This is a genomic window from Salinivibrio sp. HTSP (genome assembly GCF_003390965.1).
Taxonomy (GTDB): Bacteria; Pseudomonadota; Gammaproteobacteria; order Enterobacterales; family Vibrionaceae; genus Salinivibrio; species Salinivibrio kushneri.
In genome coordinates, this window is record NZ_PXUD01000063.1 from 79,484 (window position 1) to 97,765 (window position 18,282).

The 18,282-nt window shown below is 48.3% G+C and carries 14 protein-coding genes and 1 pseudogene; 6 read left to right on the top strand and 9 right to left on the bottom strand.

Going from position 1 to position 18,282, the window contains the following annotated elements:
- Positions 1–434 precede the first annotated feature (434 nt).
- The 4 genes from C7A19_RS11960 to C7A19_RS11975 form a co-directional block, all read right to left on the bottom strand.
- A complete protein-coding gene (locus C7A19_RS11960; RefSeq protein ID WP_116644981.1) occupies positions 435–1,490 on the bottom strand; it encodes a lipase family protein in 1,056 nt (351 codons plus the stop codon).
- Positions 1,491–1,894: 404 nt separating this feature from the next.
- The gene (locus C7A19_RS11965) at positions 1,895–3,730 is read right to left on the bottom strand and encodes an ATP-binding protein (protein ID WP_116644982.1); all 1,836 of its coding nucleotides are present in this window, start codon (positions 3,728–3,730) and stop codon (positions 1,895–1,897) included.
- Between the two features lie 2 nt (positions 3,731–3,732).
- Complete coding sequence (locus tag C7A19_RS11970) at positions 3,733–4,905, bottom strand: SIR2 family protein (RefSeq protein WP_116644983.1); 1,173 nt, start codon at positions 4,903–4,905, stop codon at positions 3,733–3,735.
- 115 nt (positions 4,906–5,020) lie between these two features.
- Positions 5,021–6,025, bottom strand: a complete 1,005-nt coding sequence (locus C7A19_RS11975; protein ID WP_116644984.1) for a hypothetical protein — start codon at positions 6,023–6,025, stop codon at positions 5,021–5,023.
- Between the two features lie 466 nt (positions 6,026–6,491).
- On the opposite strand from C7A19_RS11975, the gene C7A19_RS11980 reads away from it, so the two are divergent.
- From C7A19_RS11980 to C7A19_RS11990, 3 genes are all read left to right on the top strand, one after another.
- Positions 6,492–8,171: an aspartate:alanine antiporter gene (locus tag C7A19_RS11980; protein ID WP_116644985.1), complete on the top strand. Its 1,680-nt coding sequence runs from the start codon at positions 6,492–6,494 to the stop codon at positions 8,169–8,171.
- 101 nt (positions 8,172–8,272) lie between these two features.
- Complete coding sequence (locus tag C7A19_RS11985; protein ID WP_046073104.1) at positions 8,273–8,947, top strand: response regulator; 675 nt, start codon at positions 8,273–8,275, stop codon at positions 8,945–8,947.
- A 3-nt stretch (positions 8,948–8,950) separates the two neighbouring features.
- The gene (locus tag C7A19_RS11990; protein ID WP_116644986.1) at positions 8,951–10,318 is read left to right on the top strand and encodes an ATP-binding protein; all 1,368 of its coding nucleotides are present in this window, start codon (positions 8,951–8,953) and stop codon (positions 10,316–10,318) included.
- A 184-nt stretch (positions 10,319–10,502) separates the two neighbouring features.
- Here the strand turns inward: C7A19_RS11990 and pgsA are convergent, their stop codons facing one another.
- From pgsA to C7A19_RS12010, 4 genes are all read right to left on the bottom strand, one after another.
- Complete coding sequence (gene pgsA, locus C7A19_RS11995; RefSeq protein WP_069362736.1) at positions 10,503–11,063, bottom strand: CDP-diacylglycerol--glycerol-3-phosphate 3-phosphatidyltransferase; 561 nt, start codon at positions 11,061–11,063, stop codon at positions 10,503–10,505.
- 49 nt (positions 11,064–11,112) lie between these two features.
- Entirely contained in the window at positions 11,113–12,945 is a 1,833-nt protein-coding gene (uvrC, locus tag C7A19_RS12000; protein ID WP_116644987.1) for an excinuclease ABC subunit UvrC, read from the bottom strand.
- A gap of 29 nt (positions 12,946–12,974) precedes the next feature.
- Complete coding sequence (gene uvrY / locus C7A19_RS12005) at positions 12,975–13,619, bottom strand: UvrY/SirA/GacA family response regulator transcription factor (protein ID WP_046073101.1); 645 nt, start codon at positions 13,617–13,619, stop codon at positions 12,975–12,977.
- 285 nt (positions 13,620–13,904) lie between these two features.
- On the bottom strand, positions 13,905–15,353 hold the full coding sequence (locus tag C7A19_RS12010; protein WP_077653261.1) for an NAD-dependent succinate-semialdehyde dehydrogenase: 1,449 nt from the start codon (positions 15,351–15,353) through the stop codon (positions 13,905–13,907).
- A gap of 224 nt (positions 15,354–15,577) precedes the next feature.
- Between C7A19_RS12010 and C7A19_RS12015 the strand changes: the two genes are divergently transcribed.
- Together C7A19_RS12015 and trxC are read left to right on the top strand one after the other, a co-directional pair.
- Positions 15,578–16,714, top strand: a complete 1,137-nt coding sequence (locus tag C7A19_RS12015) for a M14-type cytosolic carboxypeptidase (RefSeq protein ID WP_116644988.1) — start codon at positions 15,578–15,580, stop codon at positions 16,712–16,714.
- Positions 16,715–16,853: 139 nt separating this feature from the next.
- Entirely contained in the window at positions 16,854–17,285 is a 432-nt protein-coding gene (gene trxC / locus C7A19_RS12020) for a thioredoxin TrxC (protein WP_069362733.1), read from the top strand.
- 40 nt (positions 17,286–17,325) lie between these two features.
- On the opposite strand, the gene C7A19_RS12025 is transcribed toward trxC, so the two are convergent.
- Complete coding sequence (locus C7A19_RS12025) at positions 17,326–17,775, bottom strand: Lrp/AsnC family transcriptional regulator (RefSeq protein WP_074212533.1); 450 nt, start codon at positions 17,773–17,775, stop codon at positions 17,326–17,328.
- A gap of 147 nt (positions 17,776–17,922) precedes the next feature.
- On the opposite strand from C7A19_RS12025, the pseudogene C7A19_RS12030 reads away from it, so the two are divergent.
- Positions 17,923–18,282 (top strand): annotated as a pseudogene (locus C7A19_RS12030) (EamA/RhaT family transporter); the annotation flags it as partial.

An 18,282-nucleotide genomic window follows, 5' to 3' on the forward strand; every position in this document is an offset into this window, starting at 1 on the left:
TCCAAGTACCACTTTTCTCTTCACGCGGTGAATGACCACGGAAAAGTCATTCTCCATAATTCGTTCCCACGCTGGAGCGTGGGAACTAGAAATAATGTCTAGTGGCCCTGTCACATGATTGGCAGGCAGCGGTGAGACCGCAGCAAGAGACCTTCTATATATTTTTTCCGTAACTCGTTCCCACGCTCCTGCGTGGGAATGTATATGGATTTGAATCATAAGCAGGGTTCGCTACGAGATCACCGAACTGCACTTGATCGTTGTTCTAACACTAGCGGACAGCGTCAATACCTGTAGCGAGCAAGCCAATTCAACGCCCTAGACAGAATAATATAACACTGGTCATGTTGCTGTTTGTGTTTGAATGATAGCAAGAGCTAGATATGCATTCCCATGCGGGAGCGTGGGAACGAGAAATCAAAGCTGTTACTGTTTCAATTCCTGCGCAAAGCGATAAATGCCAGCTTCGAACGGTAGACTGACATGCTATGGTCTGTTCCAAATTTTTTCCAGGTGAACTTCTTCCTCATCCATCCTTTAAGCCGGTACCAAATATTAACATGAGTAAGTAATCTAGCCTTATCGTATTCACCAGTTTTGACATTTGTTAGAAAACGCATATCACCACCGTGAATATAACCTCCGAACTTATCTCGAAGAAAAGATTTTAATTTACCCCCCACTGCAGGTGTAAAACTTAAAATCCAAGAAAGAGGCTCTATAAACATATTGGGTGGTGGTACCATAGTTACGCCATCAGACGCATTCACTACTCGGTAAATTGGTGTTTTCATTGTCATAAGCCAATGATCGTCTGACACTCTGGGGGCGCCAAATGTATAACATGCTGCATTACCGCCGCTGTGAGTTATCCTCTTCGCAGCTATTGTTGCCAGTGCTCCGCCAAGAGAGTGCCCTGTAATAAATAGTGGTAGTTCTCTATACTGTTCGAGTGCCTGACTGACTTCTACTTCGATTGAGTTATACGCATCATGAAATCCAGAGTGAACTCTCCCCTCAGTCACACATTTAGTTAGAGTGGCATGAGCATCTGATTTTATATCTTTTAACTCGAGTGGCTCAGTGCCACGAAATGATAAGACGATAAAATCATTAGTTTTAATCAATATTGCCTGGCTGCCATTTGCATTGAACGTAGCGACAAGTTCAGCATCAAGTGTCTGAAGTTGCTTTTCAAGAAGCCGCTTTTCTTCTACGTGATCATAACTAAACTTCTGTACAGCTAATAGAATTGATGCTTTTAGCATATGGCTATTTTCTTTCCCCGCCAAAAGCATACTCTCAATTCTTTTACCGACATCTTCTGTAATAACAGGCGGATTGAATTTAAAATAAGCAAGCTCAGCGAAACATGCCATTAACCAAGCCGTTCTATCACTATATGCCTCTCGATACATTGGGATGCTTTTTCCCAACAGTTCTTTGGCTCGTTTAATATCATCGCTTGTTTCTATAACTAATTTCGACATAATCAATCCTTGTCAATACTGAAAATTAGGAAAATATATCCCTATAAAAAACCACACACCAATTTAAAGTCACCACCTACTAAAAAAATCATTACAGGAAGCATTAATAATATGATGCAAGTATAATACGGTTTTACTTTTCGTTAAGTTAACTCGTTCCCACGCTCCTGCGTGGGAATGTATATGGATTTTTAATCATAGGCAGAGTTGGCCACAAGATCACCGAACTGCACTTGACCTCTGTTCTTACACTAGCGGACAGCGTCAATATCTGTAGCGAACAAGCCAGTTCAACGCCCTAGGCAGAATAATATAACACTGGTTATGTTGCTGTTTGTGTTTGAATAATAGCAAGAGCTAGATATGCATTCCCACGCAGGAGCGTGGGAACGAGCAATAGGTGTTTAACTACACATCCTTTTAGATATCTCCTCCAGTTCTTTAATATCTAGACGATCACTAGCCCAGCCTTGAGCAAATGGTATCGTATTTGATTTCGGTAATTGCTCTTCTTTTAGATCCCTTACTCTTATCCTAGAAGGAAGCGCAGCTCCTTCACCAACAAAAATTGCTTCTTGCTGAGATAAAATCGGTAACGCACCTACCATTCCAGATAATCCATCTGGTAAAAATCGTGCGACATGCTGTTGATCGGCTGAATTTGTAAGTCTTAATACAACCCACGTACCACACTGAGAAATAACTGTACTGTCTACATCGGCTGGCCGCTGACTTACCAGCATCAAGCCAATTCCGTATTTTCGGCCCTCTCTTGCTATGCGTCTTATTGCTCCCTGAGCAGCTGCGTACTGGGCCTCCCCATGATCGGGAACATATCTATGTGCTTCTTCGCAAACCAGTAGAATAGGATCTTTCTCTTTCTCTTCTTGAGTCTGGAATACTTTATACTGAAAAAGTAACCTAGCAATTAGCGCGGAAAGCGGGCCTGCAACTTCATTTGGCAAACCTGAAATATCAATAATCCTAATATCTTTTCCTGCCTGACTAGGTGCACCAATGAATTGATTCAATACTTGATGTAGCTTTATTTCTGCATCGTTATCAACCCAACACTTCATCATAAATGAAAGCCGAGTATCTCTTCGAAGAACCTTGAGCTTATCCAGAATGGAGGGAACAGGTGATTTTGCCAGATCAGTATTTGATAGGCTTACATGGCCAGCACTGGTTCTTCTGCCGCCCTGTATATACTTTATATGATTTTCAAATTCTTCCAGACAGAATGGTCTAGGTTTATCACGGTCGAATTCCAGAATGTCCGATGTATCTTTACCATCACAAGGATTATGATCATCAAAATTTTCTAAATCATCTAGTTCATTTGTCCCGAAATCACTAGGGCAAGGCTTTACAATTTTAGCAGCAACCATTCTTGCATGAGCTAGCGCTTTCTGAACTGCATTATTCTGGCTAGTAGCACTTCTTTCTGTCTTTCCAATAATCAGATTAGTAAACTCGTCGCTAGACATTAACCAATACGGTAGCTTTATCTCTTCTTGGCCGTCGTTACCTGCTGCGACATCGTATGCTCGGTACTGTACCGCTCTATCCTTAAAAGCCGAACCATACTCTCCATGAGGGTCAACAACCACTATCTGAGGAGACAGTTCTTTCTCATTATTTTTATGCGATAGTACACTATGAATGATCGTAGCAACGGCACCTGACTTACCTGATCCTGTAGAACCGAGAACAGCACAATGCATACCAAACATTTTATTAATGTTAGCCCGACAAGCTGTAGATTCAGAAGCACTGTAAAACGCAAAAGGAACTAATGGATCTACTTCATCATCTCTTGTACCTTCAGCGGATCGGTAGACAAAAGAAATTTCCTCGTTGGTTAGAAGGAATACGCCTTGCTGAGGTAAAGGGTAAGTTTTAATGCCACGTTTGAAAGCCAAAGATGATTTTGTATTATTCCAGCTGCCTTCAGCTAGAAGTTGGACTTCCATTACACGCTGATCAGAATCAGCAGTTACGGGCATACCTGCTTCAATTAACTCTTCTGATCGCATTCTGAGCATTGTCACCAAGCCAAAAATCATTTTGCGACCATAGTGAATTTTAACCATGCTACCTATTTGACCGATAGGGTAAACGCGACCATTGAATGTCCTAGACAGCTCAGATATTTTATCGGATATCTCTACCTTAATGTTAGTTCCAGATACTTCAACAACCTGTCCAATCTTTAACTCATCTTCTGGTGTAAACATAACTAAACCTCGCATCCATTCCTTAGTACTGATGTTACACCTTTGAATGTCCACCAATAATCATCATCGTCTTTTCTTTTAAATGGGCCTTGACTTCCAACATATAAACCATGCAATGAAGCAATAAGCACTCTTGAACCAAAACTTGAATTACGCCACTTTTCTAAACATACTGGTATTTCATCCCTACACTCCAGAAATGCTAATAGTACTGTTTTGTTTTCTTCTTTAGATAAAGCGAACTCAATTTCATTATTAATGTGATCATCGCCAAAACTGTAACCACAAACCGCTAACGTATTACTTTGACGAGAATTTAGAGATTTTCTGAACAAATCAAACTGAGAAGAAAAAGGATCTTGCTGAGTAGCAATGTATTTTGTTGCTTGAGGGTAAATTAGAACGCGACGATCTACCTTGGGATAGCGGTCATTGTTCCTAACTCGCCAGACATAGCCTTTATCACAAAGAAACCAATCTATCGACCCATGCATCTTGATTAAGTTTGCTCGTTGCCCGTTTGTTGGTGCTGGTTCGCCATATCTCTGAGTACGGTGAGCTACAGCTCCTCCTGCAAAACCGTCCCAGTACGGCACTTTATTTAGTGCTAATGCATCTTCCAAAAGAGTGTCATAATTGGTTGTGAAAATATTGACTGTTTTTCTTCGCTCATGAACACCAGCTGACGCATGATTAAACAGAGTATCGATAAACTCTAAATGGGATTCAATATCGACGATTGGCGCATCCAGCTTCCCTTCATTAACTTTATTTCCATCCTTATCTTCAACGTATCCACAGCGGATCACATTTGAGATAGATTCGAGAATTGAGTTATGTACCTCTTCTAGAGTAGCTAGCTCAACTTCCGTCCCTCGAATTACTATTTTCTTTTCTTTGTTCCTTTCAGCTAACGCAGCGTAGTCGCCAAGATGGCTAAGAACATGCTCTATATGACATTTCTCTGGCAACTCTTCAAATAGTGGAGTGATAATATCCTCATATAACTTCTTATGACTAGCTTCCATGTCCGTTTTAACTTTATTCGTTAAAGGGTACATAAGCGGTAAATTAGCATCAAAACTTATTCCTGCACCCAGTAGCCAATTTTGCTCACTACACTTCAAGTGTTCCTCTACTTGCAAAAACAACTCGCCATCACTCAAATCATTCATTTTGTATCCTATTTATAGACGTGCCCTGAAGCTGGCAATCCGAAATTATAAAACTTGCAGAATGTGCGCCCGCAAACTAAACAACCAATATAGTAAACGCCGCAGTAGCTTATTTTTAAAAATTGATTAAGGTCGCAAGTTTGCTCGAGGCTATTCCGAGAATTATTGTAAGTATTGAACCTGACACAAACTCTGCCCACCTAATCTTTTTCCCTCCCTTAAATCCATTTATTAATTTTGAGTCGCCACGATTAAGGTTTAAATAGGAAGTAGGCATATATCTATCGATCGAGCTTTCGATTAGTTTCCCAGCAAAAACGGCGAACGTCACTAATATATATAAACCCACCAAAACAATGCTAAAAAGTTTAGTGACATATACTGCATCAAGAGCAGATATCTGACTTTCTTCAATGTAACCTAGTGTGTAAAAAAGAGTAGATGCCGCAACCAACGGACCGAAAGCTTTGGGAAATAAAAATGAATACCTTTTTAAGACCTTTATTGGTTTTGGCTCTACATCAGTCTCACAACCTTTAACCCATTCTTCAAAAGCCTCAACAAAGCCTCGTGCTACGACGTAATCAGCGTACTCAACCTTAACCTCAGCGACATCGCCTGCCATTGCAGAGAAAAAATGGCTTGGAACAAAGGGAGGGGCATCCTCCTTTAACTTTTTAATTAGGGCTACTCTGGATGCTAACTTAATAGTGACAACATATTCCTGAGGGTTCTTTCTCCCCGCAACTACGATTGCAAAATTATATTTCAACACTAAATTTATCGTTGGACTTGCGGAGTTTGAGTTGTAAGCCAGAAATCGCTCAAAAGAGGTGAATTGCTCGCTGCGGTCCTGATCATGGAAAATCGAGACTGTTTCGTTTCTTGCAACGATTTTATGGACATCACACAGCTGGATAATCTTATGGTGTAGCTGTTCTATTTCTTGCATCCCAATAAGAAGGTTTTCATCAGATGTCTTTTTTATTTTTTCAGTCCTCCCTGTAATTTGATGATAAATATCCTGGTAAACCTTTATTGGTATAGTGGGAGAGTTTTGTCCATCTCCAACCCGAACGGATTGGGCACTGTCATCCGAGTGTTCAATCACTTCACTCATCGTTTCATCCCCTTTACTTGGATTTAATACTATAACTGGCGCGAACGCTTGATTTTTCAAAACGGCTATGCGCCCTTTTCTAATCTAATTACCTACTAATGAAATACTTCCCACGCTACCGCCCGCCGGTTTTGGGCATCCGATAGGCCATTTCCCTTTTTGTAGCAAGGATTAGCCTAACAGAGGCGTGATAACGTTTTCATTCCCTAATGTCCAAAATGTTAGCTAGCGCTAATTCTGTGAGATTGCTTCGAGGATTTGGCCGAGATCTTGCGGGCGTGTTGGTGCGTCTAAAAAGCCAGTCGGGGGTGCCATTTTTTGTGGATGCTTCCAAAAAACGTGCAACTGGTGTTTTTTTACGCAAAATTAATCTTTATTTCACTAAATTTGTACAACAAAGTGTGATTAAGGTTGGTATAATTTTCACCACATTAACCCCCTGCACGCTCTGTCGGACATTTGTGCTGTGAATATAGACGTCAATAACCTCCTGCTCCAAAACGATATTTTGCTCCTTTTTGTGGTACTTGCCATGGGCCTTGCGGTTGGAAAGGTCAAGATTGGTAATGTGCAATTGGGTGGATCCATCGGTGTACTGTTTACCGCGATCATTTTCGGTAACGCGGGGTTCACCTTCTCGCCTGATACCCTCAGCATCGGCTTTATGCTGTTTATCTATTGCGTAGGGATTGAGGCGGGGCCTAACTTTTTTGGCGTCTTTTTCCGTGACGGAAAATCATACCTGTTGCTTGCCTTGGCGGTGTTACTCAGCGCCATTGGCTTAACCCTGTTCTTCCAAAACCATTTGGGGCTGGATATCAGCATTGCCACCGGCATGATGGCAGGCGCGCTTACCGCCACTCCGGTATTGGTGGGCGCGAAAGATGCGCTTAACTCCGGCTTAACCGGTGCAGAAGGCGAACAGCTGGGAATGATGATTGATAACCTCAGTGTCGGCTATGCCATGGCCTACCTCACCGGCCTGGTGAGCTTGATTGTGCTGGCGAAATTGATGCCGAAGTTGCAGCGCCATAACCTTGAGCACTCCGCTCAACAGATTGCGATTGAGCGCGGCTTGGGCAGTGAATCACAGCGTAAGGTCTATTTACCCATTATTCGCGCCTATCGGGTCGGGCCTGAATTGATCGATTGGATTGATGGCCGCAACCTGCGTGAGTTGGGTATTTATCGCCAAACCGGCTGTTATATCGAGCGCATTCGCCGTAACGGCATTTTGGCTAACCCTGATGGGGATGCCATTTTGCAGCAAGGCGACGAGATTGCCTTGGTGGGCTACCCCGACAGCCATGCGCGGCTAGACCCGAGCTTCCGTAACGGTAAAGAAGTGTTTGACCGCGATCTGCTCGACTTACGCATTGTTGAGGAAGAAATCGTGGTGAAAAACGACAGCGTGGCGCAGAAAAAACTGTCGGATTTAAATCTGTCGGAATACGGCTGCTTTTTAAACCGTGTGGTGCGCGCTCAGGTTGAGATGCCGATGGATCAAGGGATTATCCTCAACAAAGGCGATGTGCTGCAAATCAGTGGTGAGAAAAGCCGGGTAAAAGGCTTGGCCGACCGCATCGGTTTTATTTCGATTCATAGCCAGATGTCAGATTTGCTCGCGTTTTGCTGCTTCTTTATTTTGGGGCTGGGCTTGGGGATGATCACCCTCACCTTCGGCCAAGTGACCTTTGGCCTGGGTAATGCCGCTGGCTTGCTGTTGGCGGGGATCAGCCTCGGCTTTTTACGTGCCAACCACCCCACTTTCGGCTATGTGCCCCAAGGGGCGCTAAATATGGTGAAAGATCTTGGCCTGATGACCTTTATGGCTGGCATTGGACTGAGTGCCGGTAGTCGCCTGTTTGATTACATCGCGGACATGGGCTTTTCGGTGATCCTGGCCAGTATTGTGATCAGTGTTATTCCAGTGATTGTCGCCTATTTGATTGGCGCCTATGTGCTGAAGATGAACCGCGCGCTCTTGTTTGGCGCAATCATCGGGGCAAGAACCTGTGCGCCGGCGATGGATATGATCAACGAGCATGCTCGCAGCACCATTCCTGCCTTGGGCTACGCGGGCACTTACGCGATTGCCAACGTTATTTTGACCTTGGCCGGCACCTTGATGATTATTTTGATGTAACGTCACGCCGGAGACGGTCGCTGAGTCAGCCAAAATTCAGTTTATTAAACCTATAATAAAGGCGTCCACCTCGGGCGCTTTTTTGTTTTACAGGGGCTTTTATGCAGGTTCTTATTATTGAAGATGACTCGATTTTAAGTCATCACCTGAACACCGAACTCAGTGAACTCGGCCACCATGTTCGCTGTGCCAGCACTGCCAGCGAAGGGCTTTATTACGCTGACCAATACCCCAATGATATTGCCATTGTTGACCTTGGTCTGCCCGATCAAGATGGCATTAGCCTAATTCGTGATATTCGCGCCAAAGGGCTGCGCCTGCCGATTTTGGTCCTCACCGCGCGCGCCAATTGGCAAGATAAAGTCACGGGCTTAGATGCCGGTGCCGATGACTACCTGGTAAAGCCGTTTCAAAAACCGGAACTGGTGGCGCGATTAAACGCATTGGTGCGCCGCAGTGCGGGTTTTGTGAAGCCCACTATCACCGCTGGCGATATCGAGTTAGATCTGTTGGCGAAATCAGTCACCGTCAACGGACAAGCGCTAGAGCTGACCGCCTTTGAGTATGATTTGTTTGAGTACCTGATTCGTCACAGTCGCGAAGTGATCTCTAAACAACGCTTGCTCGATGTGCTGTATCATGACCAAGATGGCGACCCTAACACCATTGAGGTGATGATCAGTCGTCTGCGTAAAAAGCTGATCCAAACCGGACACGACAACCCCATCTCGACTGTGCGTGGCCAAGGCTACCTGTTCGAGATCCAAGCTGAGTAAACCATGAAACTAGGCCAATTTACCCTTTGCCAATGTCGCCCTCGACTGCGCACCCGAGTGCTCGCCACCTCGATTGGCATTATTCTGCTTTTCTCGATTGCGCTTGCGGCCTTGATTAATAAGCTGTATCAGCAAAATTCAATGGCGGCTTACTCGCGCGATCTGGCCTCACAAATTCCGATGGTGATGGCGCAGCTCAGTAAAGACGGGCTGATCCGCGCTGACCAGCTGACCGCTTGGATCCAATCGCTTGACCCGTCCAGCAGCGATTATATGTCGGTGCTATGTACGCCCGATAATCACACGCTGTGGACCTCGCGCGATGTGCAAGCGTTTAATATCGACGATATCTGCACGCTGATCCCTAACGAAGCGAAAAAGCCGCAGTATCTTTCCATTGCTGGCTTTAACGTGGTGGCGCAGCGACTTTCATCAGAAAAACAACCCGGTGAAAGCGAGAACCGCTTGTTTGTACTGCGCAACGTCGACAAACAAAAACAACAGTTAGCCGATTTAGAAGCAGAGACGTGGTTTTACATCAGCTTGCTGTTTGTCTCGGCGTCGGCACTGGTGGTTGCCGCGTGCCATTGGAGCTTCTCGCCACTGCGACGCTTAGCCAAAGAGCTGATCGCGATTACTGAATCACGCCAGCAGACACTGGATAACGATTACCCTGACGAGCTGCAAGATGTCACCCAAGCGCTTAACCGGATGATCACTCAGCGGGAAAAGCAAAAATCCCGTTATCGCCACGCCATGGATGATTTGGCGCACAGCTTAAAAACGCGTTTATCCGCCACCAATGCCCTGCTCGATGATAATCATCTGTCGCGCGAGCAGCTGAATAAGCGGATTTTGGAGCAAGTCAGCCAGATGGATGACATGGTGCAATATCAGCTCAAACGCGCATTGGTGGGGCAATGTGGCCTGAAACGCGAAGACAGCCCACTGACCGCACCGATTGATAGCCTGACGGGCATGTTAGATAAGGCCTATCGCGATAAACCGGTGAAAGTGGTGCGAGCGTTTGATGAAAGCGCCTCTTTACCGGTGCACCGCAGTGATTTGATGGAGTTACTCGGTAACTTGCTGGAAAACGCCTATCGGTTTTGCCTTGAAACCGTGCAAATCCGGCTCGACGATCACGGCGAAGTGTGGCAACTGGCGATTGAAGACGATGGCCCCGGGGTACCAGCGCAATATCGGGAAAGCATATTCCAGCGTGGCGTACGTGCCGATCAGCTCAACCCTGGCACCGGCATTGGGTTAGCAGTGTGCGATGAAATCATTGCCAGTTACGATGGCAACATCCACGCCAGCGACTCTCCGCTGCAAGGCGCGGCCTTTGTGCTGACCATTCCCAAGCGCTAGGCTAGCCGCGCTAAGCTAGCCGCGCTAATCCTAAAGCGCGAAGTCCAGCGGTTCGCTTAAGCGCGACGCCAAACAGGCAGACTCACGCGCGCTGCCACCAGCAGCAAACAAAAAACGCAGCCCAATCGTGGCTGCGTTTTTATTGATACGTCACGGGCGTGAATGCGTTTGCTCAGTGCTCGGTTTATTCATCGTCCGGGTCGGCGAGCAAGTCGTCTTTGGCCGCCATCATATATTGATACATCGACCAATAGGTTAAGCCGGTTGCGGCATAGAGCGCGACATAGCCTAACCATTCAATCCACGGCGCGCCATGCCAAAGCAGCATGGTCAGGGCGAACATTTGCGAGCCGGTTTTAAATTTACCCACCCAAGAGACCGCGACGCTGGCACGTTTGCCGATTTCAGCCATCCACTCGCGCAGAGCTGAAATAATCACCTCACGCGCAATCATGGTTGCCGCGGGAATGGTAATCCAAATAGAGGCGTAGTGCTCGACAATCAGCACCATGGCAATCGCCACCATCACTTTGTCGGCGACGGGATCTAAAAACGCGCCAAAACGGGTCGATTGCTTTAAGCGACGCGCTAAATAACCATCTAACCAATCGGTGGCACCAGCAATCACAAAAATGAGTGCTGCCGCAAATGGCGCCCAGGCATAAGGCAAATAGTAGGCAATAACAAAGACCGGAATAAGCGCAATGCGCAAAAAGGTCAAAATGGTAGGTATATTTAGACGCATGCTCAGCTTTTTATTTTAGGGTTAACTGGGTTATGGTGCCCCATTGCCACTAACCTTGCAATGAGGAATGAATTTTCTCTGCCAATGTGGCGCTGATCCCGGGCACCTTGGCGATTTCTTCAACACTGGCGTTTTTCAGCTCTTGAATACCGCCCAAGTATTTCAGTAAGGCCTGGCGACGTTTGGGGCCCACGCCATCAATTTGGGTGAGCACACTTTGCTTGCGCGCTTTACCCCGTGCCGCGCGGTGTCCGGCAATGGCATGATCGTGGCTCTCATCGCGAATATGCTGAATAAGGTGCAATGCGGGTGAGTCGGCGGGCAGCGAAAACTCCTCGCCCGAGACCTTAATCAAGGTTTCAAGCCCTGGCTTACGGCTGGTCCCTTTAGCCACCCCTAAAATAAGCGGGTTAACCGGCCAGTCGGCGATCAGCGGCTCGAGCACCTCCCAAGCGCGGCTGAGCTGGCCTTTACCCCCATCAATCACAATGATATCGGGGATTTTTTCTGGCTCGACTTGCTTGCTATAACGGCGCGTCAGTACCTGCGCCATCGCGGCATAATCATCGCCACCAGTGATCCCCTCAATGTTGTAACGGCGATACTCTTTTTTCAGCGGCCCGTCTTGGTTGAACACCACGCAAGAGGCGACCGTTTTCTCGCCCATGGTGTGGCTGATATCAAAGCACTCCATGCGCTTAACCGGCTCTAAGCCTAAGGTTTCTTGCAGCGCTTGATAGCGATTCTGGATGGTCATCCGATGATTGATTTTGCTGGTCAGGGCGGTGCGCGCATTGGTGTTGGCCAGCTTCAAAAAGCGGGCTCTGGCCCCACGCGGACGGCTTTGTAGGCGCACATTGCGTCCGGCGATTTCACTCAAGGTAGTTGACAGCCAACCAAGATCATCACCGATATCGTCAGAAATCAAAATATGGCTGGGAATGGTGCGCCCTTCCGCTTGCGCCAAGTAAAACTGGCTGACAAAACTTGAAACCACTTCACCAGGGTCGGTTTCTGCCGGCATCTTAGGAAAGTGGCTACGACTGCCCAGCACGTTACCCTGACGCAAAAAGAGCACATGAATGCACGCTACCCCGTTTTCTAGTGCAAAGCCGATAACGTCAATGTCATCGTCACTGTCTTGCGAAACAAACTGCTGCTCTTGCACACGGCGCAACGCTTGGATTTGGTCGCGGTATTCCGCCGCCTTTTCAAATTGCAGCTCTTGGCTGGCGGTTTCCATCTTGGTCACCAAGCTGTCGATCACTTCGCGGTCTTTGCCTTGTAAAAACATACGGGCAAAATTGACTTGCTCGGCGTAGTCGTCATCACTCATCAGCCCTGGTACACAAGGGCCGGAGCAGCGACCAATTTGATACATCAAGCAAGGCCGGCTGCGGTTGGCATACACCGAGTCTTCACACTGGCGAACCGGGAATATTTTCTGCAACAGATGCAGGCTTTTGCGTACCGCATTGGCATCAGGAAAGGGACCAAAATATTCGCCCTTTTTCTTTTTCGCGCCGCGGTGGATCGCCAGCCGTGGATGCTCGTGAGCACTGAGATAGATATAAGGGTAAGACTTGTCGTCTCGCAGCAATACATTGTATTTGGGGCGGTGCTGCTTGATCAGGTTGTGCTCGAGGATCAGCGCTTCGGTTTCGGTGTGGGTCACCGTCACCTCTACATCGGCGATGTTCCGCACCAAGGCTTTGGTTTTCTCACTGGAAACCTGGACCCGAAAGTAGCTGGCTAGGCGTTTACTGAGATCTTTAGCCTTACCCACATAGATAATTTCACCCGCGGCGTTCATCATGCGATAAACGCCAGGCTGGTGAGGGACGGTTTTTAGAAAGCTTTTCGCGTCGAAGGTGTTCGGCACTGCGCGGTCTCGTCCTGGATTACTTCGCGTTACAGGGTTTCGGTGTCGAGCATGCCGTGCCTGATAGCAAGGTGGGTCAATTCCACATCGCCATTAATGCCCAACTTGCTGAATAAGCGATAACGGTAACTGTTTACCGTTTTCGGGCTCAGGCTAAGTTGCTCGGAAATGTCGGTAACCTTTTGCCCTTTGGTGATCATTAGCATGATCTGCAATTCACGCTCTGACAGTTCTTTGAAAGGATTATCTGAAGAGGCAGAGAACTGACTGAGTGCCATTTGCTGGGCAATGTCCGGTGAAATATAACGCTGGCCACTATTGACCATGCGGATCGCGTTCACCACTTCATCGGCACCGGCGCCTTTGGTCAAATAACCCGCGGCGCCCGCTTGCATTACCTTAGTCGGGAACGGGTTTTCTGTATGGATCGTGAGCACGATAATCTTGGCGTCCGGCGAGTAGCGAAGCAACTTGCGTGTCGCCTCTAACCCACCGATACCTGGCATATTCATGTCCATTAGGACAATATCGGCGTGATTTTGCCGGCACCACTTGAGTGCAGCTTCACCGCTGTCGGCTTCCCCTACCACTTTTATGCCACGAACGTCTTCTAAAAGACGTCGAATCCCTGTGCGAACCAGCTCGTGATCATCTACAAGGAACACATTGATCAAACTTGTATCTCCACTTGGTTTGGTTCGCCAACATGCTGCACCAAGGCAACGGTTGGACTTCTCTTACGCATATTACTTGAGTTTTACCACGGATGAAAAGCCAACAACAGAGCGGATGTGGGCAAATGCAAATATTCATACACTAAGCCGCCAAAAAACAGTCAACTTGCCTGAATTATCACCAATTTGGTGGCGTTAGAGGCAAGTTGACTGCCATAAACCGCGTAAGAACCGCTTTACGTGTCAGTAATTTTTAACACTTGGCGGTACAAATCGCTCACGTTATCAAAGGCCCAAACACAAGTACTTCATTTCTAGATATTCATCGAGTCCCCAATGTGATCCCTCACGGCCAAGGCCCGATTGCTTCACCCCACCAAAGGGCGCGACCGCGGTCGAAATCAGGCCGGTATTAATCCCCACCATGCCGTATTCCAACGCTTCAGCTACCCGATGCACGCGGCTAATGTCTTTGGCATAAAAGTAAGACGCGAGACCAAATTCGGTATCATTGGCCATGGCGATGGCATCCGCCTCTTCTTCAAAAGAAAATAGCGGGGCCACGGGGCCGAAGGTCTCTTCTTTAGCTATCTGCATCGCTGGGGTCGCGTATTTAATCACCGCCGGTTGAGTGTAGTTTTCTCCCAGCTCAGGGCACGCGCCACCCAGCTCAATCGCAGCGCCTTTTTGCTTGGCATCATCCAGATGGGCATTCACTTTTTCTATTGCCCCTTTGTTAATGAGTGGGCCAATGTCTACACCGTCGTCGGTGCCTTTACCCACCTGCAATTGACTCACCGCCTGGATAAACTTTTCTGCAAAGGCTTCATACACGCCCGCTTGCACGTAAATGCGGTTAACACAGACACAGGTTTGCCCAGCATTACGAAACTTCGCCGCGATGGCACCTTCAACCGCGGCATCAATATCGGCATCATCAAACACAATGAAAGGCGCATTGCCACCTAACTCCAACGAGAGCTTTTTAATGGTTGGGGCACATTTTTCCATCAGCTGTGCGCCGATTTCGGTGGAGCCGGTAAACGAGAGCTTACGGACGCGTCTGTCGGCGCATAAAGTATCGCCGATGGGGCCCGACGCCCCAGTCACCACGCTGATCACCCCAGCTGGCACCCCAGCTCGTAACGCTAACTCCCCTAGCGCCAGCGCCGACAATGGCGTATCGCTTGCAGGCTTCACTACCATGGTACACCCTGCCGCCAGGGCGGCGGCCGCTTTACGGGTGATCATCGCCGCCGGAAAGTTCCACGGGGTAATCGCCGCAGTCACGCCAATCGGCTGCTTGATCACTGAAATACGCTTGTCCGCTTGCTCCGCGGGAATAGTCGCGCCATAAACGCGCTTCGCTTCTTCAGCAAACCACTGTAAAAACGACGCCGCATATTGGATCTCTCCCGACGCTTCTTTCAATGGCTTGCCTTGCTCAGCCGTCATGATCGCGGCGAGGTCCTCTTTATGCTCGAGCATCAGCTCGTACCAGCGATATAGCACGTCAGCCCGCGCTTTGGCGGTTAAATCTCGCCACTCGGGTAACGCCGCATCCGCCGCATCAATGGCGCGGCTGGTTTCCTCCGCCCCCATATTGGGTACCGTCGCCAAGTGCTCTCCGTTCGCAGGATTGGTCACTGCGCGGGTTTGTTGGCTATCGGCATCAACCCATTTGCCGTTAATTAAGGCCTGAGATTTGAGTAACGTCTGATCGTGAAGCTGCATAATGGCTCCTTTTTGTGTTCAAAAGCCTGGAGAATTGGCTTGGATCGAGATAGCACCTTGCCAGCTCACCGTTGGCACGGCAAGATAATCACAGAGATTCAATCAGCATAAATCCGTCAACGTCCGTTGTCTGCTCAAATAGGCAACAGAAGAAGCGGAAATAACAAAAGGCTTACCCTCAGGTGCAAACACAGCTGGCCTCTCAAACCGATAAAGGATGCTCTATGCGTATTTTTAGCCAGTTCGACAGCGGGAATATTCGCGTTGTTAACGATGACGACATCAACAACATTCAACTTGCCATTCATAACGACAACCAGTCTGAATTTTATCAGTGGTTTCACTTTCGCTTAGAGGCGAAAGTCAATCAGGCTCACACACTGCATATTCAGCAACTGGCAGGTTCGGCCTACCCTGAAGGCTGGAGAGATTATCAAGCGGTCGCCTCATACGACCGTGATACCTGGTTCCGTGTCCCCACCGAATTTGACGGCGACACCCTAACCATTAAAGTCACGCCACAACATGGTTCGATGTATTTCGCCTACTTCGCGCCGTATAGCTATGAGCGCCACCTGGATTTAATTCACCAAGCGCAGACCTATCCACAATGTCAGCTAGAAACCCTCGGCCAGACCTTGGACGGGCGCGATATTAGCCTGCTGAAAATCCGCTCAGAGCTCAGTGAGTCTGCGCAACCGAAAACACCGATTTGGCTGATTGCCCGCCAACACCCAGGCGAAACCATGGCGGAATGGTTTATCGAGGGGTTGCTCGACCGATTGCTTGACGACACCGACACCACCGCCCGTGCGCTGTTGGCAAAGGCCGACGTTTACGTGGTGCCGAATATGAATCCCGACGGCAGTGTGCGCGGCCACTTGCGCACTAATGCGGTGGGTGCCAACTTAAACCGCGAATGGCAAGCCCCTACGCTTGAGCGCAGCCCCGAGGTGTATCATGTTCGTGCGCGTATGGAGCAAACAGGGGTGAAAATGTGCCTCGATATCCACGGTGATGAGGCGATTCCGTATAACTTTGTTGCCGGTTGCGAGGGGATCCCGTCTTATGACGCGCGCATGGCGGATTTAGAGGACAGATTTAAGCGTGCCTTACTCACCGTGACGCCAGAGTTCCAAGACGAGCACGGCTACGACAAAGACGCCCCCGGTAAAGCCAATCTAACCGTGGGCTCGAACTGGATTGGTGAGCGTTTCAACTGCTTGTCGTATACCGTTGAAATGCCGTTTAAAGATCACAATGACCAACCGGATCCAGACTTTGGCTGGTCACCTGCGCGCAGCCAAGCCTTCGGTCGCGATATGCTCAGTGCCATCCTCAAGGTGGTGGACGCACTCTAGCGCGAAATGCATCAATAGCCTGCAATGAAAGCCGGTGCCTTGTCATCGGCTTTTTCTATTTGAGTGATTGATAAATTCAACTGGGGCGAGCCGAATTATCCACTTATATTAGGCACAAATAATTCAACGAGGAAACACCATGACAATCTTGACCTCACGCTGCCCTCACTGCCAATCCATGAACCGCATTCCAAGCGAGCGGGTGAATGACGCCCCCAAATGCGGCAAGTGTCAGTCTGATGTGCTGGACGGTAAGCCGATTGAAGGTACCAATGATAATTTTAATGCGCTGCTAAATAGCGATGTCCCTGTCGTGGTCGATTTTTGGGCCCCGTGGTGTGGACCATGCCAAAGCTTCGCGCCTGCCTTTGCAGCAGTGGCCGAGCAAGAAGAAGGCCGCGCACGCTTTGTCAAAATCGATACCGAAGCGCAGCAAGCATTGGCCGCGCAGTATCGTATTCGCAGTATTCCGACCTTGATGGTGTTTAAAAACGGCGAGCGCGTTGACGTACTCAACGGTGCCCTGCCCCAAAATGCCTTTAGTGACTGGCTGAGCCAGCACCTTAGCTAATCGCTATTCGCTAACCACTATTTCACATAATAACGCGGCGCTACACTTTTAGCGCCGCGCCTTGTTTTACCGCGCGGATCGCCACATTGGTGTTAATGTCTTTAACCATCGCTAGGGTCTGTAACTGGCGCATAAAGGCTTCATAGTGCGGTAAATCTCGCGTCACCACTTCCAGTAAATAGTCATAAGTCCCTGAGATTACGTGGCCGTTGATCACTTCATCCATTTCCACCAGCGCGTGCTCAAAGGTGACAATCGCCTCTTCTCGGTGATTGCTCAAGCTCACATTGACAAAAAAGGTCATGTTAAGCCCTATCCGCTGGCGGTCGAGCGTGACCTGATAGGACGCTATCACCCCATCGGCTTCCAATTTCTTAATCCGCCTTGCACAAGGCGAAAACGACAAGCCAACCGCATCGGCAATCTCTGCGGTCGTGCGGCGCGCATCGTCTTGTAACAGCGCCAGAATGGCTTTGTCTTTACTGTCCAAATCGCTTCCTTAGTGATTTTTAACAACAAAAAGATAATTAAAGATGAGAAACGCCAACATGATGGCAAATCACCCTTTAATTTGCCACCAATCCCTCCTTTGACGCTGCCACACTAACCACATCCATTAACAAGGAAGTGATCAACCATGCCTGCCACCTCTCAACGTTTATTGGGCCTCGCCGCCATGCTTGTCACCGTGACCATTTGGGCGAGCCTGTTTATCTCCTTACGTCAGGCCAGCCAGTCAGTGTTAACCAGTGGCGATATTGCCCTACTGCGCTTTTTGCCTGCGGCCCTCCTATTTGGTTGGCTGAGTCGTCATCGGGTGCGCCATATTGTCTCTGTGCCCAAACGTTATCTGTTTGCGATTGCCTTCGGGGCGGGTTTACCGTTTTATCTGCTCGCCGCCACGGGGATGCAGTTTGCTCCTGTCGCAGATGGCGCCTCGTTAATTCCCGGGATCTTGCCGCTGTTTGTCTCTGCGATTGCTTGGGGCGTTTATGGC

What these genes read in the sequence shown, in the direction of transcription:
- C7A19_RS11970 (WP_116644983.1), bottom strand. Translation starts at nt 4,905, where the DNA reads ATGAATGATTTGAGTGATGGCGAGTTGTTTTTGCAAGTAGAGGAACAC.
- trxC (WP_069362733.1), top strand. Translation starts at nt 16,854, where the DNA reads ATGACAATCTTGACCTCACGCTGCCCTCACTGCCAATCCATGAACCGC.
- C7A19_RS11965 (WP_116644982.1), bottom strand. Translation starts at nt 3,730, where the DNA reads ATGTTTACACCAGAAGATGAGTTAAAGATTGGACAGGTTGTTGAAGTA.
- C7A19_RS11960 (WP_116644981.1), bottom strand. Translation starts at nt 1,490, where the DNA reads ATGTCGAAATTAGTTATAGAAACAAGCGATGATATTAAACGAGCCAAA.
- C7A19_RS11985 (WP_046073104.1), top strand. Translation starts at nt 8,273, where the DNA reads ATGCAGGTTCTTATTATTGAAGATGACTCGATTTTAAGTCATCACCTG.
- C7A19_RS11975 (WP_116644984.1), bottom strand. Translation starts at nt 6,025, where the DNA reads ATGAGTGAAGTGATTGAACACTCGGATGACAGTGCCCAATCCGTTCGG.
- C7A19_RS12015 (WP_116644988.1), top strand. Translation starts at nt 15,578, where the DNA reads ATGCGTATTTTTAGCCAGTTCGACAGCGGGAATATTCGCGTTGTTAAC.
- pgsA (WP_069362736.1), bottom strand. Translation starts at nt 11,063, where the DNA reads ATGCGTCTAAATATACCTACCATTTTGACCTTTTTGCGCATTGCGCTT.
- C7A19_RS11990 (WP_116644986.1), top strand. Translation starts at nt 8,951, where the DNA reads ATGAAACTAGGCCAATTTACCCTTTGCCAATGTCGCCCTCGACTGCGC.
- C7A19_RS12010 (WP_077653261.1), bottom strand. Translation starts at nt 15,353, where the DNA reads ATGCAGCTTCACGATCAGACGTTACTCAAATCTCAGGCCTTAATTAAC.